Below are 24,423 nucleotides of genomic sequence, written 5' to 3'. Positions count from 1 at the left end.
AACGTCTGCGTCGGTAAAGCGACAACTCAGCGTAGGGGCGCGGGCGAGACGGAGCGAGGGGTTGACCGAAATGGTGATCGCCCCGATCGCCCGAAATCGACTCCCCGCGGCCCGGATCCACGGTTTCCGCACGGCTTCCTCCGGGGCTCCGGGGGGCTTCCCCCGGGGGCCTCCTCGGAGGCTTCCTCGAAGCTTCGAGGGCATCGGGATCGCGGGAGCGGTGATCGTCGACGGGCGAACCGTCTAACGTTGATGGGATGACCACAGCTGCGTCGCCCACCCGTGCCGAGGCGGATCGGCCCGCCGACTCCGGCCCCCGGACGCTCGCCGAGGATCTGCGCGGACGTACCGACGCGGCCCTCGGCGCGCTGCTGCGGGCCCGGCCGGACCTGACCACGCCGGTCCCGGTGGACCTGACCCAGCTCGCCACCCGGGCCACCACGCGGGCCTCGATCGCGCGCGCCCTGGAGCGGCTGGACCGGTTCACTCTCCAGGTGGTGGATGCCGCGGTGGTGCTCCCGGACGGGTTCGCCGCGGCGCGGTTGTCCCCGCTGGTGGGCGCGGCCCCCGAGGCACTCGCGCGGGCGGTGGCCAATCTGCGCGAGCAGGCCCTGCTGTGGGGGCCCGACGGCGCGCTGCGGGTGGTGCGGACGGTGCGCGACCTGGTCGGCGCGAGTCCGGCCGGACTGGGCCCGACGCTGGCCGGCGCGCTGGCCGCGACCGCGCCCTCCCGGCTCCAGGATCTGCTCGCCGACCTCGGCCTGGGCTCCACCCACGACGCGGTCTCCGCGATCGTGTCGGTCACCGACCTGTGCACCGACCCGGTGCGCCTGGACGCGCTGCTCGCGCAGGCGCCCGAGGCGGCCCGCGAGGTGCTGGACAAGCTGGTCTGGGGCCCGCCCACGGGCAGCGTGCGCGGCGCCGACCGGCCGGTGCGCGCCGACGCGGCCCGGACTCCGGTGGAGTGGCTGCTGGCCAGGGCGCTGCTGGTGCCGGCCGGCCCGGACGCGGTGGTGCTGCCCCGCGAGGTCGCGCTGCACCTGCGCGGCGGCCGGGTGCATCGCACGCTGGAGCCGACCCCTCCCGAGTTGCCGGTGCGCGGGCACGATCCACAGGCTGTGGACAACTTGGCGGCCGGCTCCGCGTTCACCGCCGTCCGCCGGGTCGAGGACCTGTTGGAGGCGTGGAGCACCGGCGGACCCTCGGTGCTGCGGGCCGGCGGCCTGGGCATGCGCGAGTTCAAGCGCGCGGCGGTGCAGTTGGACGCGCCCGAGGCCGAGGTCGCGCTGTGGCTGGAACTGGCCTACGCGATGGGCCTGGTCGCGGGCGACGGCGAACCGGACGAGCAGTGGCTGCCCACACCCGCCTACGACACCTGGCGCCGGACCCCGGTCGGCACCCGCTGGGCCGCGCTCGCCGGCACCTGGCTCGAGACCACCCGGGTGCCCGCCCTGGTCGGCTCGCGCGACGACAAGGACCGGCCGATCGGCGCGCTGGGCCTGCAGGTGGACCGCACCGCCGCCCCCGAGGTGCGCCGGCGGATCCTGGCCACGCTCGCCGCGTTGCCGCCGGGCTCGGCCACCGACGCCGACTCGCTGCTCGCGCACCTGACCTGGCATCAGCCGATCCGGGCGGCGCGACTGCCGCGGGAGCTGGTCCGGGCGATGCTGGTCGAGGCCGAACTGCTGGGCATCACCGGCCGAGGCGCGCTCGCCGGGTACGCCCGCACGCTGGCCGAGGGCCGGGTCTACGAGGCGGGCGACGCGCTGACCCCGCTGCTCCCGGAGCCGTTGGACCACGTACTCCTCCAGGCCGACCTCACCGCGGTGGCGCCGGGCCCGCTGGTCCTGGACCTCGCGCACGAACTGCACCTGGCCGCCGACGTGGAGTCCACCGGCGGCGCCACCGTGTACCGCTTCACCGAGGAGTCGGTACGCCGCGCGCTGGACGCCGGTCGCACCGCCGGCGACCTGCACCACCTGCTCGCCACCCACTCGCGTACCCCGGTTCCACAGCCGCTCAGCTATCTCGTGGACGACGTGGCCCGTCGGCACGGCCGGATCCGGGTCGGCACCGCGGCGGCCTTCCTGCGCTGCGACGACGACGCGCTGCTGGGCGAACTGCTCGCCGATCGCCGGGCCGCCGGGCTGCGGCTGCGCCGGTTGGCGCCGACCGTGCTGGCCGCCGAGTCGGCACCCGACGGCGTGCTGGAGAAGTTGCGCGCGATGGGCTTCGCGCCGGTCGCCGAGTCGGCCACCGGCGATCTGGTGCTCACCCGCCCGGACACCAAGCGCACCCCGCCGCGCTCGGCGCCGCCCCGGGTCGCCGGCGAGCCGCCGGCCCCGAGCGAGGCGCTGCTCGGCGCGGCCGTCACCGCGATCCGCGCGGGCGACTCGGCCGCCACCGGCCGGGCTGCGGACGACGGCGCGGAGCGCGACGGCGAGCCGGTCGAACTGCCGCGCACCTCGGCCGCCGAGACGCTGCTCGCGCTCCAGGCCGCACACGCCGAGCGGCGCGCGGTGTGGATCGGGCACGTCACCCGGGAGGGCCGGGCCACCCAGCACATCGTGGTCCCGCTGCGTCTGGAGGGCGGCTACGTCACCGCCCACGAACAGGGCACCGGCGAGATCCACACCTACCCGCTGCACCGCATCACCGGCGTCGCGGAGGCGGGCTAGGGCGTGTCTTCAATCCCCCGCCGGCCGCCACGACGCCCGGCACCGCATCCGCCCTTCGGGCTCCCTCGCCGCGCTCGCCGCCCCGGAGAACCACCCGAAGAGAACCACTGTGCGAGCGCTTCTCCGGCACACCGACGCACCCCATCCGCCCGTCGGGCCCTCGCCGCGCTCACGCCACGAAGCCCGACGGGAGATCGAAGACCCGCCCCGGCACCCAGCCCGAAGCAGGCCCGCGTCGCTGTCGTTCCCTCGGCTGCCGGATCGCCTCCCCCCACGGCGCGTCAGCGCCCCCGACCCGGCCCCACCCCAGTGATCGACGCGAAGCGCGGAGAGCGGCGGAGCCGCAAGCTTGGGTTTCGTGGCCCGGAGCGAAGCGCAGGGACACGAAGCCCCGAGCGAGGCGCCGCTTTTTCTTGGAGGAGCTTGCGGGGGAAAGAAAAAGCGGCGCCTCGCGAGCCGGCGGCGAAGCCGCCCAACAGACAAGCTCACATCTCCCGGCGGCCGATGCGCCACACCGCGAGCCACACGCACAGCGCGGACAGGACCACGGCGACCACGAGGTTGTCGACGTACTCGCCGGGAGTGTGCCCGCGCAGCAGGTCGACCTGGCAGTTGAAGAGCTGGCTGGGCAGCCAGTGCTGCAACGGGCGCCACAGCGCCGCGACCGGCATCAGCACGAACGCGACCAGGGACCCGCCGAAGATCGCCACGGGCCGGCGCAGGAACGCCGCCATCGCGGCGACCACGCTCACCTCCAGCACCACGCCCACGATCCCGTAGAAGGATCCGTAGAAGACGGCCTTCGCCGGCAGCGGGCCGAACATCCAGTGCACCTGGGCCCAGGCGAACAGGTTGCCCATCAGGTAGGCCAACGAGACCGCCGCCGTGGTCACCGTGTACCGCGGCACCACCAGATCGCGACGTCGCCGCACCCGGGTGCGATGGAACGCGGCCAGACCGGGTCGATGGTCGACCGCCAGCGCGCTCGCCATCAGCGCGAGGCCGACCAGGATGCCGATCTGGCCGGCGGCGTAGGTGTACACCGCCATCCCGCTGTCCGCCCGCATCCCGCCCGCCGGTGCCACCGCGTCGATGTGCAGGGCCTCGACGATGCGGTCACGGTGTTTGGCGAAGACCGGGCCGATCAGGCCCACGCCCGGATAGGCGACCAGGAGCAGCAACAATCGTTTGGTGCGCACCAGCCGCAGCCACTCCAGGCGCCACAGCCCCAGGCGGCGCGGCCCGCGCGGGAGCACCCGCTCCGCGTCGGCCACCACCGCGGGCGGGCCGGCCGACGTCGACGCGGGCGCCTGGACGGCGCCTGATCGGGTCATCGCGGACCGCCGGTGATGGACAGGAACGCCGCCTCCAGGTCCGACTCCTCCGGCGCGACCGACACCAACCGGGCCGTGCTGCGGCTGAGCACCTCGGCGAGGTGCCGCTCACCGGCCTCCAGCGACCGGGCCTCCACCCGGAACAGCCCCGGCCGCAGCGACGACACGCGCGCGACCCAGCTCTCCGCGGCGAACGCGCGCAACAGGTCGGTGCCGCCACCGCGCACCCGGACCAGCCAGCTCGGGCGCATGTGCGTGTCCACCAGTTCGGCGGTCGGCCCCTGATAGAGCAGCCGGCCCGCGCGCACCACGCCCACGTGATCGCAGACCCGTTGTACGTCGGCCAGGATGTGGCTGGAGAAGACGACCGTGGTGTGCTCGCGCAGGCTCGCCACCAGGTCGAGCACGTCGGCCCGGCCGCGCGGGTCCAGCGCCGAGGTGGGCTCGTCCAGGATCAGCAGTTCGGGGTCGGCCACCAGCGCGGCGGCCAGACCCAGGCGCAGCGTCATGCCGCGCGAGAGCGAGCCGGCCTTGCGGTCGCCGCACGCGGACAGGCCGGTGCGGTGCAGGGCGACCTTGACCTTCTCCCGGGGCAGCCGGCGGTCGACGAGGTTTCCGGCCAGTTCGACCACCTCGGACGCGGTCAGCCAGGGCTCGAACTCGGGTACGTCCGTGGACACCGCGACACGGCGTCGATCGACGCCGAAGACCACCTCGCCGGAATCCGCCCGCCGGGTGCCGCCCATGATCGACAACAGCGTGGTCTTGCCCGCGCCGTTGGGTCCCACCAGGCCGTATACGCAGCCGCGCGGCACCTTCAGGTCTATCCCGAAGATCCCGGTGCCGCCGCCGTAGTCCCGGGTCAGGGCACGGGTGGACACGGCGGGACCAGTGGGTGCGCCGGCGTGCTCGGGGGTCTCGGCGGCGGTGCGATCGGGACGGGGAACCCGATCGTCGGAGGCCGACGACGTTTGTTGCGCCATCAAGTATCCAGGGTAGGTAGGCCGGCCGGTTTGTGTGTTCCTCCGTAAGGATGGGTCTGGCGCTCCTCCCTGGGCAGTAGTGCCCTTAATGCCTGCTCCCGCCGATGACAAACGGTTTTCGGAACACGGCCGCCGGGCGGATGGTTGACACTTGTTGGTCCCGTCCCCTCCTCCTTGCGGAAAGGTTGGCCCGTGCCCGATGGCCCGCTGATCGTCCAGTCCGACAAAACCCTGCTCCTCGAGGTCGGGCACGAGGCCTCCGCCGCCTGCCGCCGAGCCATCGCACCGTTCGCCGAGCTCGAGCGCGCCCCGGAGCACGTGCACACCTACCGGCTGACCCCGCTGGGCCTGTGGAACGCGCGCGCCGCCGGCCACGACGCCGAGCAGGTCGTGGACGTACTGCTGCGCTACTCGCGCTACCCGGTGCCCAACGCGCTGCTCGTGGACGTCGCGGAGACGATGGGTCGCTACGGCCGGCTCCAACTGTCCAAGCACCCCACCCACGGTCTGGTGCTGACCACCACCGACCGCGCGGTGCTCGAGGAGGTGCTGCGCAGCAAGAAGATGATTCCACTGGTCGGCACCCGGGTGGACCCGGACACGGTGGTGGTGCACCCCTCCGAGCGCGGGCAGATCAAGCAGGTGCTGCTCAAGCTCGGCTGGCCCGCCGAGGACTTCGCGGGCTACGTGGACGGCGAGGCGCACGCGATCGACCTGGCCGAGGACGGCTGGCAGTTGCGGCCGTACCAGCAGGAGGCGGTCGAGGGCTTCTGGCACGGCGGCTCGGGTGTGGTCGTGCTGCCGTGCGGTGCGGGCAAGACGCTGGTGGGCGCGGCGGCGATGGCGACCGCGAAGGCGACCACGCTGATCCTGGTCACCAACACGGTCTCGGCCCGCCAGTGGAAGTCCGAGCTGGTCAAGCGCACGTCGCTGACCGAGGACGAGATCGGCGAGTACAGCGGTACCCGCAAGGAGATCCGGCCGGTCACCATCGCGACCTACCAGGTGGTGACCACGCGCCGAAAGGGCGTCTATCCGCACCTGGAGCTGTTCGACTCCAGGGACTGGGGCCTGATCGTGTACGACGAGGTCCACCTGTTGCCCGCCCCCATCTTCCGGTTCACCGCCGACCTGCAGGCTCGGCGTCGACTGGGCCTGACCGCGACGCTGGTACGCGAGGACGGTCGCGAGGGCGACGTGTTCTCGCTGATCGGCCCCAAGCGCTACGACGCGCCGTGGAAGGAGATCGAGAACCAGGGATACATCGCGCCGGCCGATTGCGTCGAGGTTCGGGTGACATTGACAGAGACCGAACGGCTGGCCTATGCGACCGCCGAGCCCGAGGAGCGCTATCGCTTCTGCGCGACCACCGCGAGCAAGACGCGCGTGGTCAAGGACCTGGTCGAGCGGCACCGCGGCGAACAGACCCTGGTCATCGGCCAGTACATCGACCAACTCGACGAGTTGGGCGAGGTGTTGAACGCGCCGGTGATCAAGGGTGAGACCACCAACAAGGAGCGCGAGCGGTTGTTCGACGCGTTCCGCACCGGCGCCGTGCAGGCGCTCGTGGTCAGCAAGGTGGCGAACTTCTCGATCGACCTGCCGGACGCGACGGTGGCCATCCAGGTGTCCGGCTCGTTCGGGTCGCGGCAGGAGGAGGCCCAGCGGCTCGGGCGGGTGTTGCGGCCCAAGGCGGACGGCCGGGGTGCGCGCTTCTACTCGGTCGTCGCGCGGGACACCATCGACCAGGACTTCGCGGCGCATCGGCAACGCTTCCTCGCGGAACAGGGCTACGCGTACCGGATCGTCGACTCCGACGACCTGGACAAGCAGAGGTAGCCGGGCGTTCGGTCCGAGGGACGTTCGATCAGGGGCTCGGGCGCCGTTCGGGCGTCTTCGCGGTCCGCTCCCGCCGCCACAACGGTGTGCGGCGGGGGTGGACGCGGGCGGCCAGGTGCCGGCCCAGGAATACGTAGGCGAGGAACGCGCCGGTCGCGTTCAGGATCACGTCGTCGATGTCGAACGCCCGGCCGACGACGAACAGCCCCTGGACCGCCTCGACGACGAGCATCAGCACGCCGACGGTGAGCAGGATCCGCAGCGGGCCGCGCAGCCGGGCGGCGACCACCGGGAGCAGTACGCCCAGCGGCGCGCACAACACCAGGTTGCCTCCGATCTGCCGGACCGCGTCCCGGACTTCGGGGCGATCCAGGTAGGAGCGGATCGAGTCGCCGGGGTCGGTGTTGCCGGTGACCAGGTCCTGCGAATCGGGCTGCGGGGTGAACGTCACCCGGGCCAGCACCAGCGCGAACGCGATCAGGGCCAGTGTGCCGAGCCCGATCGCGACGCCGCGCAGCACGCGGGCTCCGCGCGAGCGGGCGGGGGCGGGACTCGGGGCGGTGGCGTCGGCGGTCGGGCGCTTCGCGCTCGGGTGCTTCGCCGTCGAGCGTTTCGCGGGCGTGCGCTTTGTGGCGGCGCGTTTCGCGGCCGTGCGCTTCGTGGCCTTCGTACCGGGCGTGTCCACCGTGTCCACCCCCGGTTGTGTCGGTTCGGCTGCCCTGGGCGGGCGTCTGCCCACGGGGCCCCGGACCATGCGGGGTCACGGCACGGCGTGCCGACCGAGCAGGGTGACCCGGACGGCGGTGCTGGTGAACACCCATGTGCCGCGCGCGATCGTCGCGGTGATGTGGGCGGGCCGGCGCAGCCGGGCGCGCACCAGTTCGGGGAAGGCGATCTCGGCGGGGGAGGAGCCGCGCAGCGTCGGCATCCGCAGCGATCGGGGGGCGGGGAGATGCGTCATCGTGCTCATGTCCTCGACGCTACGTGGACCGACGTAACGGGTGCGTCAGCACCAGGGCGCCCGCCGCGCTACCTCTCGCGGATGACCGTCCCCTAGGGGTGGACCGGGCGGCGGACCCGGAGGGCCGGGGCCGGCCGACCCCGGGGACCGGACCGGGTCGGGTCGAGGGCCCGATCGCCGTGGCCGGCGAGGGTCGGATCGCCGCGGGTGACGGTGCGCGCCGGGAACGAGCCCCCCGGCGGTCGCGGTCGCCTCGAACGCGCCCTTGACACCACGAACCGGAAACGATCAACGACTGCCCAGTTCACGGCGTCGCCCGCATTCGGACATCGGCACGCAACGTGCCTCGTCGTAGGCTGAACGGGTGAATGCCCTCATGGTTGGCTTCGACCTGGACATGACGCTCGTCGATTCCCGTCCCGGCATCGGGGCGGCGTGGTCCGTGCTCGCCGAGGAGACCGGCGTCCCGATCGACATCGCGCTGGTCGTCTCCCGACTGGGGCCGCCACTGGAGACCGAGGTCGCGAACTGGTTCCCGGCCGCCGAGGTCACCGCCGTCGCCGCGCGCTACCGCGAGATCTATCCACAACACGCCGTGCTCGGTACGGACGTGCTGCCCGGCGCCCGCGAGGCGCTCGCCGCGGTGCACCGACACGGCGGCCGCACCATGGTGGTGACCGGCAAGCACGAGCCCAACGCGCGCCTGCACCTGGACCATCTGGACCTGGCCGTGGACCACTTGGCCGGCGACCTGTGGGGCGAGCAGAAGGGCGGCGCACTACGCGCGTCGGGGGCGAGCGTGTACGTGGGCGATCACCTCGGCGACCTGATCGGGGCGCGCGCGGCGGGCGCGATCGCGGTCGGCGTGGCCACCGGCCCGATCTCCGCCGCGGACCTGCGCGCCGCCGGGGCCGACGTCGTGCTCGACGACCTGACCGAGTTTCCCGCGTGGCTGGACGCGCACGTCGCCGACCTGCGGCTCGCGGACCTGCGCGAGCGGCTGCGCGAACTGGGCAGCGTCGCGGTGGCGTTCTCCGGCGGCGCGGACTCGGCCTTCCTGCTCGCCGCGGCGGTGCGCACGCTGGGCGTGCACAACGTGCTCGCGCTGACCACCGAGTCGTCGAGCCTGCCGGCCGCCGAGCGCGACGCCGCGCGGGCCTTCGCGGCCGGGCTGGGGGTGCGGCACGAACTGGTGCCCAGCGACGAGATGGCCCGCGAGGGCTACCGCGCGAACGACGGCGACCGATGCCGGTTCTGCAAGACGGAGTTGATGGCGGTGCTCGGGCCGGTGGCACGCGCGGCGGGGATGGCCCACCTGGCCACCGGGACCAACGCGGACGACGTGCGCGCGGGCTTTCGGCCCGGGATCGCCGCGGCGGCCGAGGCGGGTGCGGTCACCCCGCTGTGCGACGCGGGCCTGACCAAACCCCAGGTGCGGGCGATCAGCCGGACCTGGGGGCTGCCGACCTGGGACAAGCCGGCCGCGGCCTGCCTGTCCAGCCGGGTCGCCTACGGCGTGGCGATCACCCCGGCCCGACTGGCCCGGGTCGAGCGCGCGGAGACCGCGTTGCGCGCGGTGCTGGTTCGGGACGGGATCGCGGTCCGCAACCTGCGGGTGCGCGATCTGGGGCAGTCCGCGCGGATCGAGGTGGACGGCCCGCTGAGCGCCGCCGTGGACGGCCACGCGCCGGCCCTGGCGGCGGTGCGCGAGGCCGGCTTCGCGAGCGTCGAGGTGGATCCGCTCGGCTACCGCGAGGGCGCGATGAACGAACTCCTGGCCGACCCCGAGTCGTACCGCTAGTCGTACCGCCGCGGCACGCCCCGGGCGCGGCGGGGGCGGACGGGGCGTCAGAGGGTCTCGGGCACCGGGCGACGCCTGCTGCGGGCCGATTTGAACAGCCCGGCGCCGGCCAGTGCGAAGCCGACCGGCATCAGCGCGCTGACCAGGTAGACCGCCGTCGGCAGGGCGTCGGCGCCGATCAGCAGCGGCGTGACGGTGGCGAGCGTGGCGAGCGTTCCGATGGCGAAGAGCACCGCGCCGATGCGGACGAGCCGATCGCCGGGGCCTGCGGATGCGTTGTACACACGTCCAGGGTAGATGCCCCGTTCCGCCCCGGACGCGCCCGGGGCGGGATCCCCATGTCCGGCCGAGAAGGCGACCATTAGCCTGGACGAGTGAACGGGGTCACTACGCGTTCCTGCTCGGATTCGATGTGTGCGCCCCACCCAGCCTGGTAAATGCTCGTAAAAGTCCCGACGAAGCCGTCCCGACACGATCGAGGTCTCCCGTGCCCACCGGCAAGGTCAAGTGGTTCGACACCGAGAAGGGCTTCGGGTTTTTGTCCCGGGACGACGGGGGCGACGTGTTCGTGCACGCGTCGGCGCTGCCGCAGGGCCTGGACACGCTCAAGCCGGGCACCCGGGTCGAGTTCGGCATCGTCGAGGGGCGGCGGGGCGAACAGGCCCTCTCGCTCCGTGTCCTGGACCCGCGCCCCTCCGTCGTCGCCGCGAGCCGCAAGAAGCCCGACGAGATGAGTTCGATCATCCAGGACCTGCTCAAGGTCCTCGAAGGCGTCGACAAGACGCTCGAGCGCGGGCGCTACCCCGACAAGCGCGCGACCACGAAGGTCGCCGAACTCCTGCGGGCGGTCGCCGACGAATTGGACACGTGACGGGCGGTTTTGCGCGTTGCGTCGGTGCGCTCGGCCTGGCGGCCTGTGCGGTGTCCTCAAACGCCGGACGGGCCGAGTTTGTCCTCGAGCGCCGGACGGGCTGAGTGGGCTGTGTTTCCGTGTGGCGTTGGTCTCGCCGAGACCTGGGTTGTCCTCGAGCGCCGGACGGGCTGATGGGGTTGCGTGATCGGGCGTGAGTTGGTCTCGCCGACGGCTGGGCGTCCGGTGGTTCGGGGTCGTTCGGTGCAGCCGGCGTTCCGGGTTCGGTGCGGCCGGTGTCTAGGGGAACGCGAGGGCGCTTGCCGGGATGGGGGGGACCAGGTGTTCGGCGGCGGCGCGGGTGAGGAGGTGGGTGACCGCGGCGTGGCCGGCGGCGCCCAGGTCGCGGGTGAACTCGTTGACGTACAGGGCGATGTGCTGGTCGGCGACCGCCGGGTCCATCTCCTGGGCGTGTTCCAGGACGTAGGCGCGCGACGCGGCCGGGTTCGCCCAGGCGTGTTCGACCGAGGCGCGTGCCGCCGCGGCCAGCGCGGGCAGGTCCAGGGAGCGCCTGGCGATGATCGCGCCGAGCGGGATCGGCAGGCCGGTGTCCGACTCCCACCAGTCGCCCATGTCGGCCAGGCAGGTCAGGCCGTAGCGCGCGTAGGTGAAGCGCGCCTCGTGGATGACCAGGCCCGCGTCCACGAGGCCGTCGCGGACCGCGGGCATGATCTCGGCGAACGGCAACACCCGGATCTCGCCGACCCCACCGGGCACGTTGCCCGCCGCCCACAGCCGGAACAGCAGGTAGGCGGTGGAGCGTTCGCTCGGTACCGCGACCACCTTGCCCGCCAGCGCCGCGGGCGTGCTCGCGCCCAGGCTCAGCACCAGCGGGCCGCAGCCGCGGCCGAGCGCGCCGCCGCAGGGCAGCAGCGCGTACTCGTCCAGGACCCACGGCAGCGCGGCGTAGGACACCTTCAGCAGGTCCAGTTCGCCGCGCTCGGCCAGGCCGTTGGTGATGTCGATGTCGGCGTAGCGCACGTCCACGGGCGGCGCGTCCGGGAGCAGCCCGTGCGTCCACGCGTGGAAGACGAACGTGTCGTTCGGGCACGGCGAGTAGGCCAGCGACAGGGTCATGGCGTCGGGCTCCCTTCGAGCGCGGCGAAGGCCGCGGTGAGTGCGCGCAGCGCGTCGGGAATGCGCCACGCCGCGCGGTCGCGCGGACCCACGGCGTTGGAGACGGTGCGCAGTTCGAGCATCGGCACGGCGAACGCCGCGGCGGCGGTGGCCACTCCGAAACCCTCCATGCCCTCGACCGCGGCGCCCGGATGGCGCGCGGCCAGCTCGGCGGCGCGCGCGGCGGTGCCGGTGACCGTGGACACGGTGAGCGCGGGCCCGGTGGCGAGCGGGATGTCCGCCACCCGCAACGCCTCGCCCACGCGGGCGAGCAGGCCCGGGTCGGCCTCGAACGCGCTCGTCCCGAAGCCCAGTTCCTCGATCGGCACAAACCCGTCGGCGGTCTGCGCGCCCAGGTCGGCCGCCACCACGCGGGTGGCCAGCACCGTCGAGCCGACCGGCGCGACACCCGCGAAGCCGCCCCCGATACCGGCGTTGATCACCAGGTCGTAGGTGCCGCGGGCGAGTGCCGCGGCGGTTCCGGCGGCCGAGGCGGCCGGACCCGCGCCGACGGCGAGCACGTGCGGACCGGGCATCCGCCACGAACGCGAACCGCCGAGCACGGCGTCGCGCTCGGCGGCCACCGCGGTGATCACCAGGATGGGCAAGGGCTACTTCTTCTCGACCTTGAAGGCCCAGATGCCGCGATAACCCTGCTTGCCGTCCGGCTGCACGACCTGCACGATCAGCGGCTCGCTGTCCTTCTCCGGCGCGCCGTAGTTCAGCCGAAGGCCCGAGAAGTAGGTGGACTTGATCGGCGTGGACGACTGCTGCTTGCCGTTGACCAGGAGCAGCCAACCGGCGTCGGCGATCTTCTGGTCCACGCCGACCGAGAAGGCACCGCCCTCGGAGACCGAGATCTTCTTGACGTCGGTCTCGTTCAGGCAGCCCTCGACCTTCGCCTCGGCGAGCGTGCCGTCCTCCTTGTAGCACTCGGCTTCGGAGTGGACCGACGTACTCCCGCTGACCAGGGTCACCAACGGGGTGGGCTTGTCGATGTTGCAACCCGTCAGGGCGAGCGCGCCCAGGACGGCGGCGCCGGCGAGCGCGGCAGGGCGGCGAGTCTTCATGATCGGAAGATTACCGGGCGGCCCGCAGCCGGATGCCGGGGGACCGCTTGCGACGCGCCCGGCGAGTCGTCAGTTTGCGGCCCACGACCACCAGCGCCAGCGTGAGCACGCCGGCCGCCACGCTCATCCCCAGCGTGCCGTTCAGCGGCAGCGCGATGCCGATGCCGCCGCCGACCACCCACGCCACCTGGAGCGCGGTCTCGGTCCGGGCGAAGGCCGACGTGCGCACCTCCTCGGGGATGTCGCGCTGGATCATCGCGTCCAGCGAGAGCTTGCCCAGCGCCTGCGCGAGGCCGGCCACCGCCGCCACCGCGAGCACGGTGACCAGGCTGTACATCACCGCGGCCCAGGCCGCGCAGGACGCGGACACCAGGAGTACGCCGACGATGATCGCCTCCGGCGCACGGGACTTGAGCCAGGCCCCGAGTCCGGTGCCGACCGCGTTGCCGACCGCGGCGGCGACCACCACCGCGATGGTGGCCTGGGTCGCGGACAGGTCGGCCACCGGGTGCTGTCGCATCAGGAAGCCGAGGAACATGATCAGGAAGCCGGAGAAGCCGCGCATCGCCGCGTTCGCCCACAGCGCCTGGACCACGGACGGGCCCACGCTGCGCAGCCGCCGCGAGGTCTTGACCCGGACCGGCTTGCGACCGGCCTCGCGCTCGCCGCGGGTATCGGGCCCGTCCTCCACCGACCCGTCGGCCGACTCCTCGACCCCGGGCTCGGCCACCGCCTCGGTCGTGCCCTCGGCCCGCCCCGCCCGCAGCTTGGTCAGCGACACCTTGCGCTTGTGCTCGACGCCGGGCGCCTCGGCGGTGAAGGAGGCCCGGTCCTCGCCCTCGGCCGAGTCGACCTTGGCGGGCAGGGTGAGTGCCAGGATCGCGCCGAAGGTGAACACGACACACGCGCCGTACAGGATCCCGGGTGTGCCGAACGCGTACTTGAGACCGCCCGCGACGGGTGCCGCGCCCATCGTGCCGATCAGGCCGAACATGGTGATCCGCGAGTTCGCCTTGACCAGCGAGACCGAACGCGGTTGCAGCCGGGGCACCACCGCGCTGCGGCTGACCCCGTAGACCTTCGAGGAGACCAGGACGCCGAACGCCGCCGGATACAACTCGAGTCCGCCGTCGTTCACCGAGCCGGCCATCAGCCAGCACAGCCCCACCCGGACCAGCATCGCCACCGCCATCGCGACGCGGCGACCGCGGCGCATCCGGTCCAGGATCGGACCCAGCACCGGGGCCAGCAGCGCGAACGGCGCGAGGGTGATCAGCAGGTACATCGCGACCCGGTCGCGCGCCTCGCCGGTGGGCACCGAGAAGAACACGGTCGTGGCCAGGGCCATGGTCACCAGCGCGTCGCCCGCGTTGTTGATCAGATGCAGCTCGATCAGCTTGGCGAGGCCGCTCTCACCGGCCCCCTTGGCCCGGGCCGCGCCGCGTAGTTTGCCGAAGCCGCCGGTGAAGAGTCCGCCGAACCAGCCCAGCGCGCGCCGCGCCGGACCTCGGTTCTTGGCGTACGACCCACGGGTCGTGCCAGGCGCACGAATGGTGCGCCGTGATGCGGTGGTGGTCTTGGAGGCTGCCACGCCGGGATCCTGCCCTCGCTCCCTCGGTTGATGCGGTCGCGACACGCCAGGAAGGGCTCGCTCCGCGCGCCCGTTCGGGAATCGGACGTGTTTTGAGGGTATCGGCGGTGGAGACCTTCGACGCGTGAGAGAGAATCACTCTCGTGAGTGCCGCGACCCGTAGTCGAACCCCGGACCGCCTCTGCGCCGAGGCGGTTGATCTTGCCTTCGCTGCCGCCGAGGAAGCCGCAGGTCAGGACTCCGTCGGCGAGCATCTGGGTGTTCAGGTGGATGGTGATCGCCTGGTCACCCACCTGTTCGCGTGCCGCGAGTCCGCCTACCACGGCTGGCGCTGGGCGGTGACCGTTGCCCGTGCGCCCCGCGCCAAGCTGGTGACCGTGGACGAAACCGTCCTCGTCCCGGGACCCGAGGCGCTGCTCGCGCCTGCCTGGGTGCCGTGGAACGAGCGCCTTCGTCCCGGCGACCTCGGCGTGGGCGACCTGTTGCCCACCGACGCCGACGACCCCCGTCTCGAATTCGGTTACACCGGAGCGGACGAGACAGAGGAGGAATTGACCGAGCCGATCGCGCTCGGTCCCAAGGCGGTCGCGTACGAACTGGGGCAGGGGCGCGTGCGCGTCCTGTCGCCGGTCGGCCGCGACCTGGCCGCAGACCGCTGGGACGAGCACTTCGGCCGAGCCACGCCGATGGCCCAGGCCGCCCCGGCGCACTGCACGAGTTGTGGATTCCTGGTCAAGGTCGGCGGCCCGCTCGGGCAGGCGTTCGGAGTGTGCGCCAACGAGTACTCGCCCGCCGACGGCCGGATGGTCTCGCTCGCCTACGGCTGCGGTGGCCACTCGGAAGCGGCGGTCATGCCCGCCGCGACGCCCGCAGCCGAACTGTCCCTGGACGAGTACCGGATCGAGACCGTGCGGATCCGCCCGGTCGAGAGCTCGGTGGACGAGGACGCCTTGCAGCCCGGCGAGGACCAACTGGGCCACTCCTGATCGATCGCGCACACGTGCCCACCACGTCGGGCGACACGCCCGACCTCGTCGACCCGTCCGAATCACCCGACCCGCCCGACCGGCCGAAGCCGCCACCGATCCGGTGGCGGCTTCGGGTCGTTTCGGATCCGGGTCTAGCGTGCCTGGCCCCGGAAGCCGACCGGGCCCTCGCCCGGGAACTGCGCGGAGCCCTGGAAGCGCGCGCCGTCGTCGAAGAAGGTGATGGTCGCGTTGCCCTGCGGGCCGGACCAGGAAAGCTGGGTGCCCGTCGCCGGGCGGGCCTTGTCCGGAACCACCGCGTTGCGGCTCTGGACGACCACCGCGAGGTCCGCGTCGTCGTGCCAGGCCGCGTCCGCGCCGCCCCATTGGATCTGTGTGCGGTAGGTAGCCACGTTTCTCCCCTTCCGTAGCCGAGTGGGGTTTCCCCACCCTTTGTGTCTACATCCGAACGCTCCGCTCTCGCCAGGGCTTTGCGGCCGACTGTATGTGTGGGTTTTGTGTGACTTGATCCACCGGCGTCCGCACCGTGGGACCGCCGGGAAGCCGCGTGCCCGGAAACGCAATAGGGTTCCGGCCACATCCGCGAACGAGGGACGGCGCACGGCATGGGCATCGAGGACCGCTTTGGCACCGCTTCGCTTCGGCGAGCCGTACTGGACGCGTGGGTCGCGTCGCCCGCGCGTTTCCGGGAGGACGCGAACGCCGAGGAGGAACTCGCCCTCGGCGGCTATCGCGACCGCCTGGTGGTCGAACTGGCGCAGAACGCCGCCGACGCCGCGGCTCGGGCGGGCGTGCCGGGCCGGCTCCGGCTGACCCTGCGCGGCGGCGTCCTGGTCGCGGCCAACACCGGCGACCCGCTGCACGCGCAGGGGGTCGAGGCGCTGTCCACGCTGCGCGCCTCGGCCAAGCGCGACGACGGACCCGAGGCGGTCGGCCGGTTCGGCGTCGGCTTCGCCGCGGTGCTCGCGGTCACCGACGAGCCGTGCGTGCTCTCGCGCAGCGGCGGCGTGCGCTGGTCCCTGCAGGAGGCCCGCGACCTGGTCGCCGAACAGGCCCGGGCCAACGCCGGATTGACCGACGAGCTGGCCCGCCGCGACGGCGGCGTGCCGGTCCTGCGGCTGCCGATGCCGGCCGAGGGCACCCCGCCCGAGGGCTACGACACCTGCGTCGTACTGCCGTTGCGCGACGGCGCCGCGGTGGACCTGACCGCGCGGCTGCTCGCCGAGATCGACGACGCGCTGTTGCTGACGCTGCGCCGTATCGGCGAGATCGTGATCGAGACCCCGGACGGCGTGCGCACGCTGACCAGCCGCGCCGACGGCGGCGCGATCGTGGTCACCGACGACGGCGTGGAGACCCGCTGGCGGGTCGCCGAGGACGGCGGCGCCCTCGAAGCCGAGCTGCTCGCCGACCGGCCCACCGAGGAGCGCCGCCGGGCCGCGTGGTCGGTGCTGTGGGCCGTGCCGCTGGACGCCGCCGACCAGCCGCGCCGACCGGGCGTGCGGCCCGTGGTGCACGCCCCCACGCCCACGGACGAGCCGCTGGGGCTGCCCGCGCTGCTCGTCGCGTCCTTCCCGCTGGACCCGACCCGCCGGCACACCGCGCCCGGCCCGCTGCGCGACTTCCTGATCGAGCGGGCCGCCGAGACCTACGCCACGCTGCTGGGCACCTGGCCGACCTCCACCACCGGCATCCTGAGCCTGGTGCCCGGGCCGACCGCCGAGGGCGAACTGGACGGGCTGCTGCGGCACCGAGTGTTGAGCCGGCTCGCCGACACCGCGTTCCTGCCCGCCGCCGCGCCCGCCTCCGAGGCCGAGCCGAACGACCCGGACGCGCTGCTGCTCGACCGCGGCACCGCCGCGCGCGACCGCGACCTGCTGCGCCCGCGCGACGCGGTGCTGATCGAGACCGCGAGCCCGGGCCTGGTCGACGCGCTGGCGCCGGTGGTGGCCGGGCTGCTGCCCGCGGGTCTGGACCGCAGCGCGGCGCTGCGGGTGCTGGGGGTGCGCCGGTTGCCGCTGGCCGAGGTGGTCGACCAGTTGGCCGGCATGGACCGGGAGCCGGCCTGGTGGCGCGACCTCTACGACGCGTTCGACCCGGCCGCCCGGGACGCGCTGGGCGCGCTGCCGGTGCCGCTCGCGGACGGGCGGGTGGTGCGCGGGCCGCGCGGGATCCTGCTGCCCTGCCCGGACAGTCCGGACCTGGCCGCGCTGGACGTGCTCCGGCTGCGGGTCGCGCACCCCGAGGCGACCCACCCGCTGCTGGAGCGGCTCGGTGCGATCCGGGCCACCCCGCGCGCGGTGCTCGCCGACCCCGCGGTGCGCGCGGCGGTGACCGAGAGCGAGGACGGCGACGACATCGCCGACGCGATCCTGGAACTGGTCCGGGCCGCCCGGATCGGTCCCGGCGACGAACCGTGGTTGTCCGCGCTGCTGTTGCCGGACGTGGACGGCGACGCGGTCCCGGCCGGCGAACTGATGTTGCCCGGCAGCCGGATCGCCGCGGTGGTCGAGCCGGACGCGCTCGGCATCGTCTACCCGGACCTGGTCGAGCGCTGGGGCGAGGACGTGCTGGAGGCGGTCGGCGTGCTCGGCACGTTCGGCCTGGTCCAGGAGGACGACGTGGTGCTCGACCACGACGGCTGCGACCACGACCTGGACGCCGAGGACGACTGGCTCGACGACGTGCTCGACCACATGCCGGACCAGGGTGTGCCGCCGGTGCTGGCGTCCTTCGTCGCGGTGCGCGATCTGGACCTGGTCGCCGACGACGCGTGGGACGAGGCGCTGGAGGTGATCGCCACGCCGCCGCTGCGCACCGCGGTGACCGAGCCCGCGCACGTGCTGCTGCCGGACGGCGGTACGGCCCGGGTGCCCTCGTACACGGCGTGGTGGCTGCGCGGGCATCCGGTGCTGGACGGCCGGCGTCCGGCGGGTCTGCTGGCCGCCGACGGGGATCGGCTGCTGCACGGGCTCTACGACGAGGTCCGGGCGAGCCTGGACCCGGTCTTCCTGACCGCCCTGGGGGTGCGTACGACGCTCTCGGCGCTGCTGGCCGACCCGGACGGCCCGGACGAACTGCTCGAGCGCCTGGCGGACCCGGAGCGGCCCGTGACCCGCGATCAGCTTCGCGCCCTGTACACCGCGCTCGCCGACGTCGCGCCGGAGCGGCTGTCCGCGCCGACCGAGCTGCGCGGCGTCTCGGGCGGGCGGATGACCGTCGCCGACGTGGCGGACGCGCTGGTGGGCGACGCGCCGGACCTGGCGGCGCTGGTCGCCGACGACGCCACGCACGTGGTGCTCCCGGTCCGGCCGGACCGCGCGGAGGCGCTGGCCGACCTGCTCGACGTACCGCTGCTGTCCGAGACGATCCCGGGCAGGGTGCTCTCCGAGGGCACTCGGCACGACGTGCCCGACGACGTGCTGGCCGCGATGCCGGACGCGCCCAAGGAGTACTTCGAGCACGAGGAACTGGTCGTCTCCGGCCCGAACGAGAGCGAACTCGACGCGGACTGGCGCTACATCGACGGTCAGGTGCACGCCACCACGTTCGAGGGTGTCGCCCGCGGCCTGGCCTGGGCGGCGGGGGAGTGGCACCGCCGCTTCGAGGTCGAACAACTGCTCACCCACCCGGAGAACGCCGCGCACTTCGCCACGGAACGCGACTTCGACGGGGTGTGAGGGCGACCCGACCGCTCCGGGACGCCCGGGCTCACCCCCGGGCGTCCCGGAGCGTTTCCTCGATCTCCCGACGGCGGCTCGCAGGCACGCTCCGGCCCTGTTGGCGCCGCACCCAACCGGAGACGCGCCAGCCCACCTCGAGCAGGGCCGCGCCGATCAGCGCGATGCCCACCGCCGTGCCGTTGTTGCCCTGGTCCTGCGGATACAGCGCGAAGAAGTCGGCCACGAACGGGACGTAGAGCGCGATCAGGAAGGCCGCCCCCATCGCGGCGATCAGCGCGATCCGCCACCACGTGTACGGGCGGGCGACGATCGCCAGGATCCAGAGCGCGACCAGGAACAGGGTGATCACCGCGCTGGTGCGGTCCTGGTCGAGGCTCGAGCCGTGGTTGAGGCGGGCCAGCCAGTAGGTCAGGAACGTGGCCGCCGCGGCGACCACGCCGCCGGGGATCGCGAAGCGCAACACGCGCGGCACGAAGCCCGGTCGGGCCCGCTCGGCGTTCGGGGCCAGGGCGAGGAAGAAGGCCGGTACGCCGATGGTGAGCGAGCCGATCAGGGTCAGGTGGCGGGGCAGGAACGGGAAGACCACGCTCGCGACACCGGTGAGCAGGGACAGCAGCAGCGCGTACACGGTCTTGACCAGGAACAGGTTCGCGACCCGCTCGATGTTGCCGATCACCCGGCGGCCCTCGGCGACCACCGAGGGCAGCGTGGCGAAGCTGTTGTCCAGGAGCACGATCTGCGCGACCGCGCGGCTCGCGCCGCTGCCCGAGCCCATCGCGACGCCGATGTCGGCGTCCTTGAGCGCGAGCACGTCGTTGACGCCGTCGCCGGTCATCGCGACCGTGTGGCCGCGCGCCCGGAGGGCCGCGACCATCGCCCGCTTCTGCTGCGGGGTGACCCGGCCGAACACGGTGTGGTTCTCGAGCGCCTGCCCGAGTTCGGCCCGGTCCTGGGGCAACCGGCGGGCGTCCACCGCGTGTTCGGCGCCCGCGAGGCCCAGTTCGGCGGCCACCGCGCCGACCGAGAGCGCGTTGTCGCCGGAGATCACCTTGGTCGCCACGCCCTGACCCGCGAAGTAGCGCAGCGTCGCGGCGGCGTCCGAGCGCAACCGCTGCCGCAGTACCACCAGCGCGGCGGGCCGGGCCAGGGCGCCGGCCTCGTCGGACAACGCGTCGGCGGTCGCCAGCAGGAGCACCCGCAGCCCCCGCGCGCCCGGTTCGTCCACCCGCGCGAGCACCGGGTGGCCCTCGGCCAGCAGTACGTCGGGCGCGCCGAGCAGCCACGTGCCGTGGTCCGCGAAGCTCGCGCCGCTCCACTTGCGGGCCGAGGAGAACGCGGCGACGTCGGTGACCGGCCAATCCGGCGGCGCGGGGTAGGCGTCCACGATCGCCTGGAGGCTCGCGTTCGGCCGCGGATCGGAGGCTCCCAGCGCGCCCAGGGCCGCGTCGATCGGCAGCGTGTCGTCGAGCGGGCGGACCTCGGCCACGTCCATCCCGCCCTCGGTGAGCGTTCCGGTCTTGTCCAGACAGACCACGTCGACCCGGGCCAGGCCCTCGATCGCGGGCAACTCCTGGACCAGGCACTGCTTGCGACCCAGGCGCACCACACCGACCGCGAACGCGACCGAGGTGAGCAGCATCAGGCCCTCGGGGACCATGGTGACCAGGCCCGCGACCATGCCGCGCAGCGCGTTGGGCAGGCCGTCGTCGGTGCGCAACTGGCTGATGATCAGCAGGACGCCCACCGGGATCATCAACCAGGTCACGTAGGTGAGGATCCGGTCCAGCCCGCGGCGCAGTTCCGAGTCGACCAGGGTGAATCGCCCGGCCTCCTCGGCGAGCCGGGCCGCGTACGCGTCGCGGCCGACCTTGCCGGCCCGGAAGGCGCCGTTGCCGGCGGCCACGAAGCTGCCGGACATCACCTGGTCGCCGACCTTCTTGTGGACCGGGTCGGTCTCGCCGGTGAGCAGCGACTCGTCGAGTTCGAGCGCGTCCGCCTCGACCACCACGCCGTCCACCGGGACCTGTTCGCCCGCGCCCAGTTCGCACACGTCGTCCAGGACCAGTTCGCGCGCCGACAGTTCGGCGGTGTGCCCGTCCCGGCGTACCCGCGGTTTGGCCTCGCCGACCACGGCCAGGGCGTCCAGGGTGCGCTTGGCGCGCAGTTCCTGGATGATTCCGATCGCCGTGTTGGCGACGATGACCAGGCCGAACAGGCCGTCCTGGATCGGGCCGACGATCAGGATCACCACGAACAGCGTGCCGATGATCGCGTTGAACCTGGTGAGGACGTTGCCCCGGACGATCGCCGAGGTGCTGCGGCTCGACCGGGTCGGGACATCGTTGACGCGGCCGTCCGCCACACGTTCGGCGACCTCGGCGGTGGTCAGCCCGGGGAGGACGGCGGGGGCTTCGATCATGCCCTGACGTTACGTGGGCGAATGTCGGATTCTGTGGCTATTCGTTCCGTGGCTCTTCGTCACTCGTCGTGCGGACGGAGGGCGCCGCGTGGTCGCCGGGCTTCGGCCGAGGTGTGGGCGGCGCCCGGCTCAGTCCTCGTCCGTGCTCCGCAGTCGACGGCAGTACCAGAGTCCGAACAGGCCCAGGCCCGAGCCGGCCAGCGCGCACCACGGCCACCAGCCCCGGCCGTCGTCCTCGAGCGTGTCGCGCATCAGCCACGCGGCCACGAACAGCGCGAACCAGATCAGGCTGCCGACGCCGACGAGCTTGATGATGTCGCCCTCGTGCGGAGGCGGCGGAGGACGCATGCCGGTGTCCGGGTCGGGGGCCTCGACCGCTCGCCGCCCGGCCGGCGCCTCGGATGCCTCGGACGTCTTCGGCTCGTCTGCCCGCGGCTCGTCGTGGACGGCGGCGAACTCGGTGGTCTGCCCGCCGGACAGGGCCGGGTCGAGGGCCGGGCTCAGGGCCGGGTCCAGGGCCGGGTCGTAGGCGCTCGCGCCGTGGTTCGTGTCGGGGGAGTACGGGTCGGGGCCGCTCGACGAGGACACCGCCGCGTAGCCGCCGGACTCGCCCGATGGGGACACCGCCGCGTAGCCGCCGGACTCGCCCGATGGGGACACCGCCGCGTAGCCGCCGGACTCGCCCGACGGGGGTGCCGCCGCGTAGCCGCCGGACTCGTACTCGGCCGGCGGGTAACTCGCCTGCGGGTAGGTCTCGGCTCCGTAGGCGGCGTACTCGCCGCTGCCGTGGGCCGCCGGGTTCGGATCGTACGCCTGGTATTCGCCGCTGCCGTGCGCGCCGGCGTTCGCGTCGTAGGCGGCGTATTCGCCGCTGCCGTGCGTGCTTGCCCCCGGGTCGTAGGCGGTGTACTCGCCGCTGCCGTGCGGGCCCGGGTTCGCGTCGTATGCCTGGTATTCGCCGCTGCCGTGCGCGCCGGCGTTCGCGTCGTATGCCTGGTATTCGCCGCTGCCGTGCGGGCCCGCGCCCGGGTCGTGGGCCGTGTACTCGCCACTGCCGTGGGAGCCCGCGTCGTACGCGTCCTCGACGGGACCCGAGGCCGCCTCCGGGCGCGTCGCGCCCGTGTCGTCCGGATCCGGCGAGGTGCGCCGTCGTTTCCCGCTCCCGTGCCTGCTCACGAAACCTAGGCTACTTGGCCGCCCACATCGGCCCCGCGCGCGTCCCGACGAACAAGCGGAGGGACCGGTTCCCTTTTTCGCTGTGGTGTCTGGCACCCTTTTCAAGGTCTCCCGGTACGGGTCCCATCGTGCCGTGTGCGTGTCTTGACTCCCCGTTCCCACGCTCCGAGGATCCGCATGTCCCCCCAGGCCGCCGCCGCGACCGATTCGCACGCCCCCCGTACGCCGAGGAGCGGCCTCGACCGCTTCTTCAAGATCTCCGAGCGCGGCTCGTCGCCGCTGCGCGAGATACGCGGCGGGCTCGCCACCTTCTTCGCGATGGCCTACATCGTCGTGTTGAACCCGATCATCCTCGGCTCCGCGCACGACAAGTACGACCAGCAGCTCTCCCAGCCGCAACTGGTCACCGCGACCGTTCTGGTCGCCGCCGTGATGACCATCCTGATGGGCCTGATCGGCAACATGCCGCTCGCACTGGCCGCCGGACTGGGCATCAACGCGATGGTGGCGTTCCAGATCGCGCCGCAGACCACCTGGGACGAGGCGATGGGCCTGGTCGTCCTGGAGGGCATCGGCCTGCTGATCCTGGCCGCCACCGGGCTGCGCGAGGCGATCATGAACGCCATCCCGCTGGTGCTCAAGCAGGCGATCGGGGTCGGCATCGGCCTGTTCGTGACCCTGGTCGGCCTGGTCAGCGCGGGCGTGGTGACCCGGGTGCCGGACAAGGTGAACTCCACCGTGCCGGTCGCGCTGGGCAGCGGCGGCACGCTGCAGGGCTGGCCGGCCGTGGTCTTCTGCTTCGGCCTGGTGCTCACGTTCGTGCTCGTGGTGCGCAAGGTGCCGGGCGCGATCCTGATCGGCATGGTCGCCTCGACCGTGCTCGCGGTGATCGTGCACCAGGCGGCCGGCCTGGACAAGGCGGCCTGGGGGCTGACCGCGCCCGAGGCGGACGGCGTCGTGGACACGCCCGATTTCGGACTGATCGGCAACGTGGACCTGTTCGGCGCGTTCGGCCGGGTCGGCTTCATCACCGCGTCGCTGCTGATCTTCACGCTGCTGCTGTCGAACTTCTTCGACGGCATGGGCACCATCATCGGGGTCAGCCGCGAGGCCGGGCTGCTCGACAAGCAGGGCAAGGTGCCGAACCTGGGCCGCATCCTCACCGTGGAGTCGGTCGGCGCGATCGCCGGCGGCGGCGCCTCGGCGTCCTCCAACACGGTCTTCGTCGAATCCTCGGCGGGGGTCGGCGAAGGCGCCCGGACCGGCCTCGCCAATCTGGTCACCGGCGGCCTGTTCGCGCTCGCGCTGCTGTTCACGCCGCTGGCGAAGCTGGTGCCGGCGCAGGCCGCCACCCCGGCGCTGGTCGTGGTCGGCGCGCTGATGATGACGCAGATCAGGCACATCGAGTGGGACGACATGACGGTCGCCGCCCCGGCGTTCGTGACCATCGCGCTGATGCCCTTCACGTACAGCATCACCACGGGGATCGGCGCGGGCTTCATCCTGTACGTCGTGCTGCGCAGCGCGGTCGGCAAGGCTCGGGAGATCCCGGTGTTGTTGTGGATCGTGTCGGCGTTGTTCGTGGTGCACTTCGCGATCGATCCGATCGAGCAGGTGTTGGGGGTGAAGTAGGGGGTTGTGGGGCGACGGGGCGGGGGCCTGAGTCGCGGGGGGCGACGGGCCGGGGGGCCTGAGTCGCGGAGACAGCGGGTCGATGTGCCGGAGTCGTGTCGGCGGCGTGCTGCTTGTTGGGCGACTTCGTCGCCGGCTCGCGAGGCGCCGCATTTTCTTTCCCCCGCAAGCTCCTCCAAGAAAAAGCGGCGCCACCCGCCGGGGGTATGTGGGGGGTGGGCTGCGCGGCGCGCCACCCAACACC

At 73.0% G+C, this 24,423-nt stretch carries 19 protein-coding genes and 1 pseudogene; 8 read left to right on the top strand and 12 right to left on the bottom strand.

Annotated elements, in window-relative coordinates:
• Window positions 1–257 precede the first annotated feature (257 nt).
• Window positions 258–2,678 carry a helicase-associated domain-containing protein gene (locus tag ACWCPW_RS41520; RefSeq protein ID WP_449766808.1) on the top strand — a complete coding sequence of 807 codons (2,421 nt, stop codon included), beginning with the start codon at window positions 258–260 and terminating at the stop codon, window positions 2,676–2,678.
• A gap of 485 nt (window positions 2,679–3,163) precedes the next feature.
• Here the strand turns inward: ACWCPW_RS41520 and ACWCPW_RS41515 are convergent, their stop codons facing one another.
• Window positions 3,164–4,012, bottom strand: coding sequence for a hypothetical protein (locus tag ACWCPW_RS41515; RefSeq protein ID WP_449766807.1), 849 nt, complete (start codon window positions 4,010–4,012; stop codon window positions 3,164–3,166).
• A complete protein-coding gene (locus ACWCPW_RS41510; RefSeq protein WP_449766806.1) occupies window positions 4,009–4,893 on the bottom strand; it encodes an ABC transporter ATP-binding protein in 885 nt (294 codons plus the stop codon). The genes ACWCPW_RS41515 and ACWCPW_RS41510 overlap by 4 nt, the downstream gene beginning before the upstream one ends.
• 294 nt (window positions 4,894–5,187) lie before the next feature.
• On the opposite strand from ACWCPW_RS41510, the gene ACWCPW_RS41505 reads away from it, so the two are divergent.
• Window positions 5,188–6,834, top strand: coding sequence for a DNA repair helicase XPB (locus ACWCPW_RS41505; RefSeq protein ID WP_449766805.1), 1,647 nt, complete (start codon window positions 5,188–5,190; stop codon window positions 6,832–6,834).
• Window positions 6,835–6,862: 28 nt separating this feature from the next.
• Here ACWCPW_RS41505 and ACWCPW_RS41500 read toward each other — a convergent pair whose 3' ends face one another.
• Window positions 6,863–7,528, bottom strand: a complete 666-nt coding sequence (locus ACWCPW_RS41500) for a VanZ family protein (RefSeq protein ID WP_449766804.1) — start codon at window positions 7,526–7,528, stop codon at window positions 6,863–6,865.
• Between the two features lie 66 nt (window positions 7,529–7,594).
• On the bottom strand, window positions 7,595–7,804 hold the full coding sequence (locus ACWCPW_RS41495) for a hypothetical protein (protein ID WP_449766803.1): 210 nt from the start codon (window positions 7,802–7,804) through the stop codon (window positions 7,595–7,597).
• Window positions 7,805–8,171: 367 nt separating this feature from the next.
• Between ACWCPW_RS41495 and ACWCPW_RS41490 the strand changes: the two are divergent.
• Together ACWCPW_RS41490 and larE are read left to right on the top strand one after the other, a co-directional pair.
• Window positions 8,172–8,750: pseudogene (locus ACWCPW_RS41490) on the top strand (HAD family hydrolase); the annotation flags it as partial.
• Window positions 8,751–8,819: 69 nt separating this feature from the next.
• Entirely contained in the window at window positions 8,820–9,596 is a 777-nt protein-coding gene (gene larE, locus ACWCPW_RS41485) for an ATP-dependent sacrificial sulfur transferase LarE (RefSeq protein ID WP_449766850.1), read from the top strand.
• Window positions 9,597–9,643: 47 nt separating this feature from the next.
• Here the strand turns inward: larE and ACWCPW_RS41480 are convergent, their stop codons facing one another.
• On the bottom strand, window positions 9,644–9,880 hold the full coding sequence (locus tag ACWCPW_RS41480; RefSeq protein WP_406297185.1) for a hypothetical protein: 237 nt from the start codon (window positions 9,878–9,880) through the stop codon (window positions 9,644–9,646).
• A 203-nt stretch (window positions 9,881–10,083) separates the two neighbouring features.
• Between ACWCPW_RS41480 and ACWCPW_RS41475 the strand changes: the two genes are divergently transcribed.
• Window positions 10,084–10,467 (top strand): cold-shock protein, encoded by a 384-nt coding sequence (locus ACWCPW_RS41475; RefSeq protein ID WP_020556830.1) that lies wholly within the window; start codon window positions 10,084–10,086, stop codon window positions 10,465–10,467.
• Window positions 10,468–10,746: 279 nt separating this feature from the next.
• Here ACWCPW_RS41475 and ACWCPW_RS41470 read toward each other — a convergent pair whose 3' ends face one another.
• From ACWCPW_RS41470 to ACWCPW_RS41455, 4 genes are read right to left on the bottom strand one after another with little or no spacing between them, the layout of a single operon-like run.
• On the bottom strand, window positions 10,747–11,583 hold the full coding sequence (locus tag ACWCPW_RS41470) for a 1,4-dihydroxy-6-naphthoate synthase (RefSeq protein WP_449766802.1): 837 nt from the start codon (window positions 11,581–11,583) through the stop codon (window positions 10,747–10,749).
• Complete coding sequence (locus ACWCPW_RS41465; protein WP_449766801.1) at window positions 11,580–12,230, bottom strand: futalosine hydrolase; 651 nt, start codon at window positions 12,228–12,230, stop codon at window positions 11,580–11,582. Before ACWCPW_RS41465 ends, ACWCPW_RS41470 begins: the two co-directional genes overlap by 4 nt.
• A 3-nt stretch (window positions 12,231–12,233) precedes the next feature.
• Window positions 12,234–12,692: a DUF2771 domain-containing protein gene (locus ACWCPW_RS41460; protein ID WP_449766800.1), complete on the bottom strand. Its 459-nt coding sequence runs from the start codon at window positions 12,690–12,692 to the stop codon at window positions 12,234–12,236.
• A 10-nt stretch (window positions 12,693–12,702) separates the two neighbouring features.
• The gene (locus ACWCPW_RS41455; RefSeq protein ID WP_449766799.1) at window positions 12,703–14,283 is read right to left on the bottom strand and encodes an MFS transporter; all 1,581 of its coding nucleotides are present in this window, start codon (window positions 14,281–14,283) and stop codon (window positions 12,703–12,705) included.
• A gap of 134 nt (window positions 14,284–14,417) precedes the next feature.
• On the opposite strand from ACWCPW_RS41455, the gene ACWCPW_RS41450 reads away from it, so the two are divergent.
• The gene (locus ACWCPW_RS41450) at window positions 14,418–15,269 is read left to right on the top strand and encodes a DUF3027 domain-containing protein (RefSeq protein ID WP_449766849.1); all 852 of its coding nucleotides are present in this window, start codon (window positions 14,418–14,420) and stop codon (window positions 15,267–15,269) included.
• Between the two features lie 134 nt (window positions 15,270–15,403).
• Here the strand turns inward: ACWCPW_RS41450 and ACWCPW_RS41445 are convergent, their stop codons facing one another.
• Window positions 15,404–15,661 (bottom strand): hypothetical protein, encoded by a 258-nt coding sequence (locus ACWCPW_RS41445; RefSeq protein WP_449766798.1) that lies wholly within the window; start codon window positions 15,659–15,661, stop codon window positions 15,404–15,406.
• A 213-nt stretch (window positions 15,662–15,874) separates the two neighbouring features.
• Between ACWCPW_RS41445 and ACWCPW_RS41440 the strand changes: the two genes are divergently transcribed.
• Entirely contained in the window at window positions 15,875–18,949 is a 3,075-nt protein-coding gene (locus tag ACWCPW_RS41440; protein ID WP_449766797.1) for a sacsin N-terminal ATP-binding-like domain-containing protein, read from the top strand.
• Window positions 18,950–18,980: 31 nt separating this feature from the next.
• Here ACWCPW_RS41440 and ACWCPW_RS41435 read toward each other — a convergent pair whose 3' ends face one another.
• Together ACWCPW_RS41435 and ACWCPW_RS41430 are read right to left on the bottom strand one after the other, a co-directional pair.
• On the bottom strand, window positions 18,981–21,371 hold the full coding sequence (locus tag ACWCPW_RS41435) for a cation-translocating P-type ATPase (RefSeq protein ID WP_449766796.1): 2,391 nt from the start codon (window positions 21,369–21,371) through the stop codon (window positions 18,981–18,983).
• A 129-nt stretch (window positions 21,372–21,500) separates the two neighbouring features.
• On the bottom strand, window positions 21,501–22,547 hold the full coding sequence (locus ACWCPW_RS41430) for a hypothetical protein (protein WP_449766795.1): 1,047 nt from the start codon (window positions 22,545–22,547) through the stop codon (window positions 21,501–21,503).
• 177 nt (window positions 22,548–22,724) lie between these two features.
• On the opposite strand from ACWCPW_RS41430, the gene ACWCPW_RS41425 reads away from it, so the two are divergent.
• Entirely contained in the window at window positions 22,725–24,179 is a 1,455-nt protein-coding gene (locus ACWCPW_RS41425) for an NCS2 family permease (protein WP_449766794.1), read from the top strand.
• Window positions 24,180–24,423: the final 244 nt, after the last annotated feature.

This window comes from Embleya sp. NPDC001921, from assembly GCF_053594475.1.
This window is presented reverse-complemented; position numbering and strand designations above follow the sequence as displayed.

Excerpts from the sequence above, each read along its gene's own strand:
- ACWCPW_RS41520 (WP_449766808.1), top strand. The coding sequence starts at position 258 with ATGACCACAGCTGCGTCGCCCACCCGTGCCGAGGCGGATCGGCCCGCC.
- ACWCPW_RS41515 (WP_449766807.1), bottom strand. The coding sequence starts at position 4,012 with ATGACCCGATCAGGCGCCGTCCAGGCGCCCGCGTCGACGTCGGCCGGC.
- ACWCPW_RS41440 (WP_449766797.1), top strand. The coding sequence starts at position 15,875 with ATGGGCATCGAGGACCGCTTTGGCACCGCTTCGCTTCGGCGAGCCGTA.
- ACWCPW_RS41470 (WP_449766802.1), bottom strand. The coding sequence starts at position 11,583 with ATGACCCTGTCGCTGGCCTACTCGCCGTGCCCGAACGACACGTTCGTC.
- ACWCPW_RS41425 (WP_449766794.1), top strand. The coding sequence starts at position 22,725 with ATGTCCCCCCAGGCCGCCGCCGCGACCGATTCGCACGCCCCCCGTACG.
- ACWCPW_RS41435 (WP_449766796.1), bottom strand. The coding sequence starts at position 21,371 with ATGATCGAAGCCCCCGCCGTCCTCCCCGGGCTGACCACCGCCGAGGTC.
- ACWCPW_RS41495 (WP_449766803.1), bottom strand. The coding sequence starts at position 7,804 with ATGAGCACGATGACGCATCTCCCCGCCCCCCGATCGCTGCGGATGCCG.
- ACWCPW_RS41460 (WP_449766800.1), bottom strand. The coding sequence starts at position 12,692 with ATGAAGACTCGCCGCCCTGCCGCGCTCGCCGGCGCCGCCGTCCTGGGC.